Source organism: Ilumatobacter sp. (genome assembly GCF_049588435.1).
In the GTDB taxonomy this organism is placed as follows: Bacteria; Actinomycetota; Acidimicrobiia; order Acidimicrobiales; family Ilumatobacteraceae; genus Ilumatobacter_A.
In genome coordinates this window covers 1-12,295 of the sequence record NZ_JBAVYV010000136.1, presented here as the reverse complement: position 1 = coordinate 12,295, position 12,295 = coordinate 1, and the positions used below count along the sequence as shown (strand labels likewise).

The window sequence follows — 12,295 nt, the reverse complement described above, 5'->3', positions numbered from 1 at the left end:
GCGTCAGCCGGCATCGGCGCTCCCGTCTCCCGCCGCTTCGTCCCCGACGAGCGCGTCGGCGATGATCGTCAGGTCGGACGGCTCCAGACCGGGAGTCGCGAGCCGCGGAAGGGTGATGACTCGTTCGTCGCGTGCATCGCTCAGCCGTTCCAGCTGTTCGCGCTGCTGAGCGAGGCGACTTCGTCCGAACGATGCTGCCGATTCGAGCGCCGACTTCGCCGAGTCGCTCAACCTCACCTTGTGCGAGCGGGCTGCCATCGCCGGTGTCTTGTCCAGGCCCGGGCGATCGGGCCAGCACGAGTTGACGATCAGCGGCATCAGCCCGACCCCGAGATCATCGCCCAGGTCGACCGCCAACTCGATGAGCTCGGTCACCGGCGTCTCCTCCGGAAGGGCGACCAGCAACGCACGGCACCGAGCGGGGTCGGCGAGCATCTCGGAGACCTCCTGCGCCTGGTCGAGTACCGGGCCGGACTTGACCACCTCGGACAGACCGGACGCCGAGCGGATGAACGGTGCGGCATGACCCGCCGGAGGCGCATCGACCACGATCAGATCGGCCGCCCCCTCCTTCTCGAGCTCCTTGATCTTGCCGAGCACGAGCAGGTGCTCGAGCCCGGGCGTCGCTGCGGCGATCATCGGCAACGATGCCGCGGACGCCGCACGACGCAGCAGACCACCGACGCCCTTGAGTTCGAGGTAGTCGCCGAACGCCTGGTCGGCGGGGATGCTGCGCGCCCGGATCCGTCCACCGCCGGCGAGGCGCTGCAGCGTCTGATCCCGGTCGGTGATCTCGCGGCCACCGAGGAGCCGGCCCATCCCGGGTCGACCGTCGACCGCCACGAAGAGAACGTCGGCGCCCTCGCGGGCAACGGCCAACGCAGCCGCTGCCGCGACCGTCGACGAGCCGACGCCGCCCTTACCGGCGACGATCGCGACATGGGCGCTCGTCAACCATTCCGCGCCCTCGTTCACACGACCCACGGTATCTGCCAACCCGTCGCCCACGTCGGCCGCGGACCGGTTGGACGCTCGGGGATGATTCGACTCAGAAGTCTTCGTCGAAGCTGACGTCGCCGGTGACCCCGGTCTGGTAGCTCGACACGGTGCGCTCGAAGAAGTTCGAGAGGCCCTGGACGTCCTGCAGTTCCATGAAGCTGAACGGGTTCTTCGAACCGAACTCGCTCGCGTAGCCCAGCAGGTGCAGCCGGGTGTCGGCAACGTACTGCAGGTACTCACGGGTGTCCTTGAGGCTCATCCCGGGCACGCCCTCACCGAGCACGTCGGCGGCGAAGAGGTACTCGCAATCGACGGCGTCGCGCATCATGGCCCGGATGTCGGTCTCCATGTGCTCGTCGAACAGCTCGGGCTCTTCCTTGCGGATGGTGTCGACGACTTCGAGCGCGAAGTTCATGTGACACGACTCGTCGCGGAACACCCAGTTGGTGCCGTCGGCGAGACCGTTGAGCAGACCCTTCGACCGCAGGAAGTACACGTACGCGAACGCAGCGAAGAAGAACAGCCCCTCGATGCACGTGGCGAAACAGATCAGGTTCATCACGAAACGACGGCGCTCGTCCTGCGTCGTGATCTGATCGAGGTGGTGCACCGAGTCCATCCACGTGAAGCAGAATTCGGCCTTCGCCTTGATCGACGGGATGTTCTCGACAGCGGCGAACGCGGCTTCGCGCTCGGCCATGTCGGGGATGTAGTTGTCGAGCAGCGTCAAGTAGAACTGGACGTGCAACGCCTCCTCGTAGAGCTGGCGCGACAGGTACATCCGTGCCTCGGGGGCGTTGATGTGCTGGTACAGGTTGAGCACCAGGTTGTTCGCGACGATCGAGTCCCCGGTTGCGAAGAACGCCACGAGCCGTGACACGAGGTGCTTCTCGGCGGGCATCAACTTGCGGTCGAGGTCGACGAGGTCGTCGGAGAAGTCGATCTCGTCGACGGTCCACGTGTTCTTGATCGCGTCCTTGTACATGTCGAAGAACTGCGGGTAGCGCATCGGCCGCAGCGTGAGGTCGAATCCGGGGTCGAGAATGTGCTTCGGACGCGCATCTCCGACGGGTGCCGTGTTCGGTTCCACTTCGGTTGCCGTGGTGGGCGACGAGGTCTCGTCGGTGTAGATCGGGTCGATGAGGGCCATCAGTCGCACGCCTCGCAGCTCTCGGGGTTCTCCAACGAACAGGCGAGCGCCTCTTCGTCGGTGAATGTCTTCTTCGCCGTATCGGGAGCGGTGTCGCCGACGAGTTGAGCCGCCGGGGTTCCGCCACCGGGAGCCGGTGCCGCACCACCGGAGGTGGTCGACTTGTTGATCTTCGTGGCGGCACGGCTGCGCAGGTAGTACGTGGTCTTCAGCCCCTGCTTCCATGCGTGGAGGTACATCGACGACAGCTTGCCGATCGTCGGCGTCTCCATGAACAGGTTGAGCGACTGGCTCTGATCGATGAACGCACCGCGCTCGGCGGCCATGTCGATCAGTTGCCGCTGCGGGATCTCCCACGCCGTGCGGTAGATCTCCTGGAGCTCGGCGGGGATCCGCTCGATTCCCTGGATCGAACCCTCGGCCTGCTTGATCTCGGAGATCATCCGCTCGTCCCACAAGCCGCGGGACTGCAGCTCACGCACGAGGTAGCGGTTGATCTGCATGAACTCGCCGGAGAGCGTCTCGCGCTTGAACAGGTTCGACACCTGCGGCTCGATGCACTCGTAGCAGCCGGCGATCGACGCGATCGTGGCGGTCGGGGCGATCGCGATGAGCAGGCTGTTGCGCAGCCCGTGCTCGGCGATCCGGCCGCGCAGCGTGTCCCAGTCGAGTTCGGCGGGCGGCGTGACAGTGTTTCCGTCGGGTGTGGTCCACAGGTCGAACTGCAGGTTGCCGCTGGCGGCACGGGTGCCGTCGAACGACTCGTGCGGTCCGTACTGCTCGGCCAGCTCGGTGGACGCCCACAGCGCATGGAAGTAGATGTGGGCACTGATCCGCTGACTGAGATCCTTCGCGTCGGGTGAGTCGAACGACAGGCCCTTCTTGAAGAAGACGTCCTGCAGACCCATCAGGCCGAGACCGACCGGACGCCACTTCTCGTTCGAGAACTTGGCTTCGGAGGTCGGGTAGAAGTTGATGTCGATGACCCGGTCGAGGAACGGCACGACCTGACGCACGACCCGCCCGAGCCGGGCGAAGTCGAATTCCTCGGCGTCGGTGCCGCCGGTTCCGACGTACGAGCCGAGGTTGAGCGAACCGAGGTTGCACACCGCGGTGTTGTCCTGGTCGGTGACTTCGAGGATCTCGGTGCACAGGTTCGAGAGGTGGACGACGCGCGGGCTGCCGTCGTCGTTGGTCGCCCCGGTCTGGTTGCACTTCTCGTTCGATGCGTCCTTGAACGTGACCCAGCCGTTGCCGGTCTGCGCGAGTGTGCGCATCATCTTGCTGTACAGCTGGCGGGCCGGGACCTGCTTCTCGAACAGACCCTGTTCCTCGGCGGCGAGGTAGGCGCTCTCGAACTCCCGCCCATAGAGGTCGGTGAGGTGCGGGACCGTCTTCGGGTCGAACAACGACCACTGCCAGTCCTTCTCGACGCGCTCCATGAACAGGTCGGGGATCCAGTTGGCGATGTTCAGGTTGTGGGTGCGTCGCGCGTGGTCACCGGTGTTGTCACGCAGTTCGAGGAAGTCCTCGATGTCGGCGTGCCACGACTCGAGATACACGCAGGCGGCGCCCTTGCGACGCCCACCCTGGTTGACCGCAGCGACCGACGAGTCGAGCGTGCGCAGCCACGGGACGATGCCGTTGGAGAGACCGTTGGTGCCGGTGATCAGGCTGCCCTTGGCGCGAACACGGTGCCATGCGACGCCGATGCCGCCGGCGAACTTCGACAGCTTCGCAATGTCGGTGTAGCGCTTGTAGATGCCCTCGAGGCTGTCCTCCGGCGAGTCGAGCAGGTAGCAGCTCGACATCTGGCTGTGGGTCGTGCCCGAGTTGAACAGCGTCGGGCTCGACGGCAAGTAGGCGAGCGACGACATCAGGTCGTAGAACTTGACGGCCTCGTCGACACCGGCCTGGCCGTCGGTGGTGGTCGACAGGCCGCAGGCGACACGCAGGAAGAAGTACTGCGGGGTCTCGATCACGTCGCGGCGCTCGGGGTGGCGCAGCAGGTACCGGTCGTACACGGTGCGCAGCCCGAAGAACTCGAACGAGCGGTCCCGATCGGAGTTGATCGCCGCGTTGAGCTCGGGGGCGTTGGCCTCGACGAAGTCGTAGACCTCCTGGGAGACGATGCCCTGCTCGTAGCCGACCTTGACCGACTCGGAGAACCACGGGATGTTCTGGTTGCGGACCTCTTTGTCGATGATCGTGGCGAGCAGCCGTGAGGCGAGCTTGGAGTAGTTCGGCTCGTCGACGATCAGGCCGGCTGCGGTGCGGATCGACAGCTCGTCGAGTTCGCGGGTCGTTGCACCATCGGCGAGCGCCGAGATCGTGCGGGTGGCGACTCGCATCGGGTCGACGCCGAGCAGGCCCTCGGAGGCCCGGGCGATCGCGTTGACGATCTTGTTGAGGTCGACCGGTTCCACCGCTCCGTTGCGCTTGGTGACGCGCATCCCGGTCGGGCCGCTGTCGGCGGTGATGTCACGCATCGTGTCACTCATCGTGGAGGTGTCGGTCAGCGTGGTCGCGCCTGGTGCGCGACTTTCGGACTCGGGGGCTGATTCGGTATCGAGAATTGTCATGGTCGCTCCATCTCACTGTCTGTTCGCTCGTTGTCTCTTGCGCCGTGTGAACCGGGTTGTTCCACTGGTCTGTCCGCCCCGGATCGGCAGGCGTTTCGTTTCGAATTGCGGGCGATGAAGCAGTTTCGGACGTGAGCCCCAACCACCACATCTGGTGTCTTCTTGTTGTCGTCCCCCTCGACAACCACCACATCTCGTGTGATGACGGACGAGTAATTACAGCAGCGTGATTCGCCGCGCGCAAGGGTTTCGTCCAGAAATCGGGCGGAATTCCGAGGTGGCTCGCGAACCCGCAGGTCAGCGCCTCGCGCCGTCGGGGCACGGGCGGAATTCGAGCAGGACCTCGGCCTCCATCCGCAGCCGACGCCAGACTCGAGCCGGTGACGGCCCGATCACGGCCAGGACCTGCAGTCGACCGTCGGAGCGCGTCCGCTCGGCCTCGGCACGCCAGCACGCCTCGACGCCTTCGAGTGCCCCGTTCACGTCGCGTCGATGGTTCTCCCGATAGTCGAGCGTCGTTCTCCATCCGTCGGCTTCGAGCACGATCCGATCGGCGGTCTCGGACACACCGTGGCGACGGCTTCGCCCGCTCCGCCGCTGCCAGAGGGGGTCGCTCCTTCGTGGACGGGTCGCGTTGGGCATGGAGCCATCTTCGACGCGGTGGCCTGTGAGGTGCCAGAGGGCGAACCGTGTGAATTACTCGCTGTTTCGTGTGGAGATTCGTGTGGACAACGGGTGGATGCCTGTGGATGGACAACCGGTGCCAGGCACCAGTTGTCCGGTCAGCCGACCCACTTCGGTGTGAACGCCGCTGCCGGACGCGTCGCGATCGCGACCGCCTCGGCTGCTGTCGATGCCCGACAGGCCAGCGCTGCGTGGTCGGGCTTCAGGAAACCGGCCGCCGATGCGTTGCGGACGAACTCGAGTAGCGGCTCGTAGAACCCGTCCACGTCGAGGAACACGACCGGCATTGACACGATCCCCAGCTGATTCCACGTGAGGATCTCGAACGCCTCGTCGTAGGTCCCGAACCCGCCGGGGAGCACGACGACACCGTCGGCCAGCGTTGCCATCCGCGCCTTGCGCTCGTGCATGGTCGATTCGACGACGAGTTCGCTGAGGGTGTCATGGCCGACCTCGAGCGCCCGGAGCTGTTCGGTGATCACACCGACCACTTCGCCACCCGCCGCCATCGCCGCATCGGCGACGACACCCATCAGCCCCACGCTCCCCCCGCCGTAGACGAGTCGGTGCCCGCCGGCCGCGATCTCGGTCCCCAGCGCGTCGGCCGCGACCCGAAAACTCGGGGATGACCCGGCACTCGATCCACAGAACACGACCAGGTTCGCCATGGGTCACATCGTGCCACGCACCTCCAGGAATGGCCGCTCCGGTTACCGCTCGGTAATCTCGGTGGTCATGAGCGCCTCCCCCGCCACGACCGACATCGTCCCCGACCTCCCCGCGGCCGCGGACGCGATCGACCTCGCCGACCGTGTCGTCGGAAAGGCCGTGCGCCACCTCGCGTCGCTCGAAGGCGGACCGGATGTCCACCAGGTGCTCGCATACGAACTCGCCCACGCCGCGGCCGGCGTCGCCACGGCGAAGTCGCTGATCGACTACGGCAACAAGGGCGACCTCGAGGCCAAGATCACCTGCGCGTTCACCGCCGACATGGTGCACGACCTCGCCTCGAAGATCCTCGGTCGCGAGGACGACTGGGGCGTCGACCGAGACGCGCTCGCGAACGCGCACGCGTTCATGACGACGTACCGCGCGCCCGCCTTCCTCGCCTCGCTCGCCGACACGCCCGGTCCGCTGCACCTGTCGAGCGACATGGAGATGGTCGCCGACACGTTCGGAGCGTTCGCCCAGAACGTGATCGCGCCGCACGCCGAGCACGTGCACCGCACGAATGCCGATGTCCCCGAGGAGATCGTGTCCGGCATGGCCGAACTCGGAGCGTTCGGCCTCAGCGTGCCCGCCGAGTACGGCGGATACAGCGAGGGCGGCGACGAGGAGTACATCGCAATGGTCGCCGCGACCGAGGCGCTGTCGAAGGCGTCGCTCGGGATCGGCGGCTCGTTGATCACGCGCCCCGAGATCCTCACCCGGGCACTGGTCAAGGGTGGCACCGAAGAGCAGAAGCAGAAGTGGCTCCCGCTGCTGGCGACCGCCGAGGTGATGCCGGCCGTTGCGGTGACCGAACCCGACTACGGCTCCGACGTGGCCGGGATCAAGGTGACCGCCACCCCTGCGCCCGGCCCGAACGGCGAGGACGGCTGGGTGATCAACGGGGTAAAAACGTGGTGCACGTTCGGTGCCCGCGCCGACGCGCTGACGCTGCTCGCACGTACCGATCCCGATCGCACGAAGACCCACCGCGGACTGAGCCTGTTCATCGTTCCCAAGCCCCGCGGCGACGCACACGGTTTCGACCTCCGCCAGGAGATCGACGGCACCGAGACCGGCGGAAAGATGGAAGGTCGCCCGATCGACACGATCGGCTATCGGGGCATGCACTCCTACGAGATCGCACTCGAGGACTGGTGGGTTCCCGCCGAGAACCAGATCGGTGGCGAGGACGGGCTCGGCAAGGGCTTCTACTACCAGATGGCCGGTTTCGAGAACGGCCGTCTGCAGACCGCGGCGCGCGCTGTCGGCGTCATGCAGGCGGCCTACGAGGAGGGGCTCGACTACGCCGAGAACCGCAAGGTGTTCGGCGAGGCGATCATCGACTACCAGCTGATCCGCGCCAAGCTCGGACGGATCGCCGTGCTCACGCAGGCCGGTCGCCAGTTCGCCTATGCCGTCGCCACCCTGATGGCGAAGGGTGCCGGTCAGATGGAAGCGTCGATGGTCAAGGCGTACGTGTGCAAGGCCGCCGAGTGGGTGACCCGCGAGTCGATGCAGATCCACGGTGGCATGGGCTACGCCGAGGAGTTCCCCGTCAGCCGACTCTTCGTCGACGCCCGCGTCCTGTCGATCTTCGAGGGCGCCGATGAGACGTTGTGCCTCAAGGTGATCGCCCGCCAGCTGATCGCGGCCAGCACGGCCGACTGACGGGTCCGCGTCGACACGAGCACCGTCGTCGCGATCGGGGAAGGGCTACGATTCTCCCGTGCGCTCCCGCTTGCAGGCCCCCATCGGTCTCGTCGCGGTGCTCACGTTCGTGGGTTCGATCGCAGCGTGCGGAAGTGACGACGCCCCGACCGAGGATCCGGTCACCGAGGCGAACCCGGCGTCGGTGTTCTGCGTCGATCAGGGCGGCGCGGTCGACATCGTCGACGAGGCCGACGGCCAGGTCGGATATTGCGTGTTGCCCGACGGCACCCGGGTCGACGAGTGGGAGTACTTCCGAGCGAACTCGCCCGACGCCACATCCGAGTCCTAGCCGGCCATGGCGACCCGCGAGCTCGCCGAGCGACTCGACGTCCGGTCCGCTCGGGGAATCGACTCGTCGCGGGCGATGATCGAAAAAGCCCGGCGGGCCACCGACGACCGATGCACCTTCGCGCCGGGCGACATCGCCGACTGGTCGGGTGCTGAACCGGTGGATCTCATCGTGGCGAACGCCAGCCTGCAATGGGTCCCGGACCATTCGTCGGTCCTCGCTCGGTGGGTCGCGCAGCTCGCTCCCGACGGCCAGCTGGCCGTGCAGGTCCCGGCGAATTCCGACCACCCGTCGCACACGTGCTCCGCGGCGGTGGCGAACCGCGAACCGTTCCACTCGGCGATGGGCGGGACTCCACCGCCCGACCCGGTGGCCGACAACGTCCTGGCACCCGAGGCCTATGCCGAACTCCTGCACGACCTCGGCTTCGGCCACCCCGAGGTCCGGATGGTCGTGTACCCGCAGGTGATGGAATCATCGGCATCCGTCGTGGAGTGAACCCGCGGCCTTCAAGCGAATCCTGATGAACGGGCGGTTGCTGCCGTCGGGAGAACCGACGAGCTGACGCGGGACTCATCCGCCCAGTTCGCGCACGAGCCACCGATGAAGGTCGGCGAGCTGTACGTGACGCTCGAGACACCATGTCGCGAACGACGCCGACGTCACCGAGTCAGGCATCGCGAGTGCGGTACTGAGGTGGAGTCCGTCGCGGCGCAGCAGGTCCGCTCGCGGATGATCGGCCGGAAACCCCTTCGGGACCCGTTTGCGGGTCGGCTCGGTCAATGTCGCGCCGCGCAGCCTGCATCGAGTCGCCTCGATGAGTGTCGCCAACTCGATTCCGCGATCGTCGTCGAGGACCGCCGTCCGCCATCGCTCGAGCCGCTCGCCGAAGAGGCCGACCACACCCGCGCCGATGATCACCTCGTCGGGCGTGATGCGCAGGATGAAACCCGGGCTCGCCCGCGGGGAGTCGCCTTCCCAGTACACCGAGTCGAGGTAGGTGTGATACGGCGTCTTGTCCTTCGAGAACCGCAGGTCCCGGTTGATCCGGAACATCGACTTACCGATCTTCGGCTCGGACCGAATCGCCGGGCTCACTCGCTCCCGCAGCTCGTCGCCGATCGCGACGACGAGAGACATGAGGGGCTGGAGAACCTGCTCCTCGTACAGGGTTCGGTGCGTCTCGAAGTAGCGCTTCGTGTTGTCGTCCGCGAGCCCGACCAGGAACGGCATCGCGTGCGGTCCGAATCCGGCGAATGGTGCGATCTCAGCCATCGACGAACCCGATCGACTCCTCGATCAGCTCCGTCCACCGAGCCTCGTCGTAGACGGGAAGGGCGACCCATTCGCGGAACACCTTCCTCGCCGGAGCGAACGGGAGACCTTCGCCCGTCTCGATCAGCTCGCTGACGCGATTCCGCGGGAGCTTCACGACGAGGTTCCCGCCCACACGTTCGACGGTCGCGACGAACCCGTTCGATGCGCTGGCGCGCAGGCACTGGTGCCCCATCATCGACCCCTCGACCAGCGTGCCGGTTGCCAGGAACGGCTCGGCGACGTCCCAGAACCGTCGGTGTTCGTCGTCGCGTGTCCCCAGGGTGGCCATGATGTCTCCTCGTCGATGTCGCTTCGATCGCGTTTCAGGTGGGCTCGGGCAGGTTGACCGCGGGAGCGGCCGTTCCCGCGCAGACGTCGGACAGCACGTGGAGGAAGTGGGTCCAGCCGGCAGCGTGTCGCGCGACGTTCGCGGGCGGCAGCCCCGAATGGGTCACCGTGACCCGAGTGCCGGCGTCGATCTCCTCGAAGGTCACCTCGACCGTCGTCGTCCCCGGCCCGATGTCGGCGAACTCGCCGGACTCCCATCCGTAGGTGAACGCCAGCCGGTCCGGCGGTTCGATCTCGAGGTACTCGCCCGACGACGTGGCGGCGTTGTCGTGGGTCCATCGCCACGCACCACCGGGACGCAGGTCGACCCAGGCCTCACGCGCCATCCATTGTTCGAGGCCGCGTTTCGTGGTGAACAGGTCGAAGACAGCATCGCGTCGTGCCGCGATCTCGATCGTCGCATCGGCCAGGATCACGCGCCGGCCCCTCCACCGCCGCCCGCCGTGACGGGACCGGTCCGGCCCACGCTGTCACGCTCGGCGACGTACTTCAGCGCGGACAGTCGGTCGTGCCAGAACTCGTCGAGGACGGAACGCAGTGCGCCGACGCGCTCGAAGTCGAGTGAGTACAGGCGCCGATTGCCATCGCGGCGAACCGAGACGAGCCCTGCCTCGCGCAGCACCTTCAAATGCTGGCTGACGATCGGCTGGGCCAGCTCGGCTGCGGACGCGAGGTGGCCGACGGGGTGTTCGTCGGAACCCATCAGACGCAGGAGGACGCGTCGATCGGGGTGCGCAACTGCACGGAACCCCTGGTCATCGAGTGCCTCTGAATACATCGTACGATCACTATATTCAATGATCGAAAGATGATCAAGGACGATCTCCCCGACCGATCAGGCGAACTCGTCGGCGAACTCGTCCAACGACGCGATCCGCTCGAAGTCCGCCCCCACGTGATCGTCGAACGGGTCGAGCAGGATCGGGTGCAGCCCTGCCGCCGACGCCGCGCCGATGTCCATCGTCACCGAGTCACCGACGTAGGCGATCCGTTCCCGATCGAACTCGGCGAACGCCGGCAGCGCGTGGTCGAAGATCGCCGGATCGGGCTTGGCCACTCCGACGAGGAGGCTGTCGACGATCACCCGCATCTCGACGTGATCACCCGGTCCGACCTGGCATGTGTGCCTCGCGAGCATCGCCTCGATCTGGCCGCTCGCGTTCGACACCACGCCCATCGGAACTCCAGCGTCGGCGAACCGATCGAGCGCGGCGCGTGATTCCGGGATCAGCCACCGCCAGGTCGCGTGGTACCGGGTCCGGCCGAGGACCTCAGCGGCCTCGGCCCGGTCGGTCGCCGGGACCCCGACGGCAGCCACGTAGGCATCGTCGTACGCGTCCCAGCTGGACTCACCGGCATCGATGTCGGACTTCGCCTTCATCCCGGCGTAGTGCGCCCGGCGGTGCGCCGCGATCGACGCATCACCTCCGTAATACGCGAGCAACGGACCGAGCACGGACGGATCGGGGAGGACGAGGACTCCGCCCGCGTCGAAGAGCACGGCGTCGAAGCGAGGCACTCCTCAGCTGCCGAGCTGGTCGTGGAGGAAAGAGGTGACCTGGGGCCAGATCAGGTCGTACAGCGCCTGGTCCTGAGTCCCGAGTGCATTGTGGGGAGCCATGAACGCGTGACCCGATCCCTCGTGCACGGTGAACGACACGTCCTTTCCGAGCGCCTGGAGTTCGGCCTCCAGGTGCATCGCAGCACTCGGCGGGAAGAAGTCGTCGTGCTCGGCCATGTGACCCTGGATCGCGGCCTCGATCTTCGAGAAGTCGGGCTGCGAATCACCGTGGGGGAAGCCGTAGAACGGGACGGCCGCCGTGATCTTGTCGGGCCGGTCCGCTGCCAGCAGGAAGCTGAGCATGCCTCCCATGCAGAAACCCACGACGCCGATCCCGCGTCCGGTGGTGATGTCGAGACCATCGAGGTGGTCGACCGCGACGCTCATGTCGCGAGTCGCGCGATCGGGTGGCAGGTCGGTCATCAGTTGGCCGGCCTTGTCCATCTCGTCGTGGGCCGCGAGTTCACCGTGATAGAGGTCGGGCGCCAGGGCGACGAAGCCGGCGGTGGCCAGGCGGTCGGCCATCTCCTTGATCCCGGAATCGAGCCCCCACCACTCCTGCACGACGATCACGCCGGGCCCCGAACCCGAATCCGGCACGGCGAGGTACCCGCGGGCGTCAACCGACTCACTGGCAAATTCGATCATCTCTCCCATGCCCCAAACCTAGACGGTGGTGACGACCCGCATCACCGGCCGAAGATGCACATCGGTGCCAGGCACCGATGTGCATGTCGAGGGTTCACGCGCAAACGCCCGGCTGCGAGACCTGGATCCCACAGCCGAGCGTCAGCGGTTCGTCAGGACGCCGACGGCGTGATCACTCGCCGCCTTCGTTCAGCGTCACCTCGATCGGTGCGTAGTCGGCACCGACGAGATCGACATCGGCGAGCAGCGCCACCGCTTCGGTGACAATGTCGTTGGTGAACGCTCCGTCGCTCGGG

Annotated in this window: 14 protein-coding genes; 3 read left to right on the top strand and 11 right to left on the bottom strand. The window is 66.6% G+C overall.

The genetic code is table 11. From position 1 onward, the window contains the following. Nucleotides 1–3: 3 nt before the first annotated feature. From WBV89_RS05305 to WBV89_RS05285, 5 genes are all read right to left on the bottom strand, one after another. Complete coding sequence (locus WBV89_RS05305; RefSeq protein ID WP_423980296.1) at nucleotides 4–975, bottom strand: ArsA-related P-loop ATPase; 972 nt, start codon at nucleotides 973–975, stop codon at nucleotides 4–6. 73 nt (nucleotides 976–1,048) lie between these two features. Further along, nucleotides 1,049–2,008: a ribonucleotide-diphosphate reductase subunit beta gene (locus tag WBV89_RS05300; protein ID WP_423980297.1), complete on the bottom strand. Its 960-nt coding sequence runs from the start codon at nucleotides 2,006–2,008 to the stop codon at nucleotides 1,049–1,051. Between the two features lie 140 nt (nucleotides 2,009–2,148). Beyond that, nucleotides 2,149–4,731, bottom strand: a complete 2,583-nt coding sequence (locus WBV89_RS05295; RefSeq protein WP_423980295.1) for a ribonucleoside-diphosphate reductase subunit alpha — start codon at nucleotides 4,729–4,731, stop codon at nucleotides 2,149–2,151. Between the two features lie 297 nt (nucleotides 4,732–5,028). After that, nucleotides 5,029–5,373 carry a hypothetical protein gene (locus WBV89_RS05290; RefSeq protein WP_423980294.1) on the bottom strand — a complete coding sequence of 115 codons (345 nt, stop codon included), beginning with the start codon at nucleotides 5,371–5,373 and terminating at the stop codon, nucleotides 5,029–5,031. A gap of 140 nt (nucleotides 5,374–5,513) precedes the next feature. Next, nucleotides 5,514–6,083: a TIGR00730 family Rossman fold protein gene (locus WBV89_RS05285; RefSeq protein ID WP_423980293.1), complete on the bottom strand. Its 570-nt coding sequence runs from the start codon at nucleotides 6,081–6,083 to the stop codon at nucleotides 5,514–5,516. Nucleotides 6,084–6,150: 67 nt separating this feature from the next. On the opposite strand from WBV89_RS05285, the gene WBV89_RS05280 reads away from it, so the two are divergent. The 3 genes from WBV89_RS05280 to WBV89_RS05270 are packed head-to-tail and all read left to right on the top strand — an operon-like array spanning nucleotide 6,151 to nucleotide 8,623. Then, the gene (locus tag WBV89_RS05280; RefSeq protein WP_423980292.1) at nucleotides 6,151–7,794 is read left to right on the top strand and encodes an acyl-CoA dehydrogenase family protein; all 1,644 of its coding nucleotides are present in this window, start codon (nucleotides 6,151–6,153) and stop codon (nucleotides 7,792–7,794) included. 58 nt (nucleotides 7,795–7,852) lie between these two features. Next, nucleotides 7,853–8,125 (top strand): DUF333 domain-containing protein, encoded by a 273-nt coding sequence (locus WBV89_RS05275; protein WP_423980291.1) that lies wholly within the window; start codon nucleotides 7,853–7,855, stop codon nucleotides 8,123–8,125. Nucleotides 8,126–8,131: 6 nt separating this feature from the next. Further along, nucleotides 8,132–8,623, top strand: a complete 492-nt coding sequence (locus WBV89_RS05270) for a methyltransferase domain-containing protein (RefSeq protein WP_423980290.1) — start codon at nucleotides 8,132–8,134, stop codon at nucleotides 8,621–8,623. Between the two features lie 75 nt (nucleotides 8,624–8,698). On the opposite strand, the gene WBV89_RS05265 is transcribed toward WBV89_RS05270, so the two are convergent. From WBV89_RS05265 to WBV89_RS05240, 6 genes are read right to left on the bottom strand one after another with little or no spacing between them, the layout of a single operon-like run. Next, complete coding sequence (locus tag WBV89_RS05265; protein WP_423980289.1) at nucleotides 8,699–9,400, bottom strand: DUF2461 domain-containing protein; 702 nt, start codon at nucleotides 9,398–9,400, stop codon at nucleotides 8,699–8,701. Beyond that, entirely contained in the window at nucleotides 9,393–9,731 is a 339-nt protein-coding gene (locus WBV89_RS05260; RefSeq protein WP_423980288.1) for a hypothetical protein, read from the bottom strand. Before WBV89_RS05260 ends, WBV89_RS05265 begins: the two co-directional genes overlap by 8 nt. Before the next feature lie 34 nt (nucleotides 9,732–9,765). Beyond that, on the bottom strand, nucleotides 9,766–10,206 hold the full coding sequence (locus tag WBV89_RS05255; protein ID WP_423980287.1) for an SRPBCC family protein: 441 nt from the start codon (nucleotides 10,204–10,206) through the stop codon (nucleotides 9,766–9,768). Further along, the gene (locus WBV89_RS05250; protein WP_423980286.1) at nucleotides 10,203–10,568 is read right to left on the bottom strand and encodes an ArsR/SmtB family transcription factor; all 366 of its coding nucleotides are present in this window, start codon (nucleotides 10,566–10,568) and stop codon (nucleotides 10,203–10,205) included. Before WBV89_RS05250 ends, WBV89_RS05255 begins: the two co-directional genes overlap by 4 nt. Nucleotides 10,569–10,625: 57 nt before the next feature. After that, nucleotides 10,626–11,309 carry an HAD family hydrolase gene (locus tag WBV89_RS05245; RefSeq protein ID WP_423980285.1) on the bottom strand — a complete coding sequence of 228 codons (684 nt, stop codon included), beginning with the start codon at nucleotides 11,307–11,309 and terminating at the stop codon, nucleotides 10,626–10,628. 3 nt (nucleotides 11,310–11,312) lie between these two features. After that, nucleotides 11,313–12,008 (bottom strand): dienelactone hydrolase family protein, encoded by a 696-nt coding sequence (locus WBV89_RS05240; RefSeq protein WP_423980284.1) that lies wholly within the window; start codon nucleotides 12,006–12,008, stop codon nucleotides 11,313–11,315. Nucleotides 12,009–12,295: the final 287 nt, after the last annotated feature.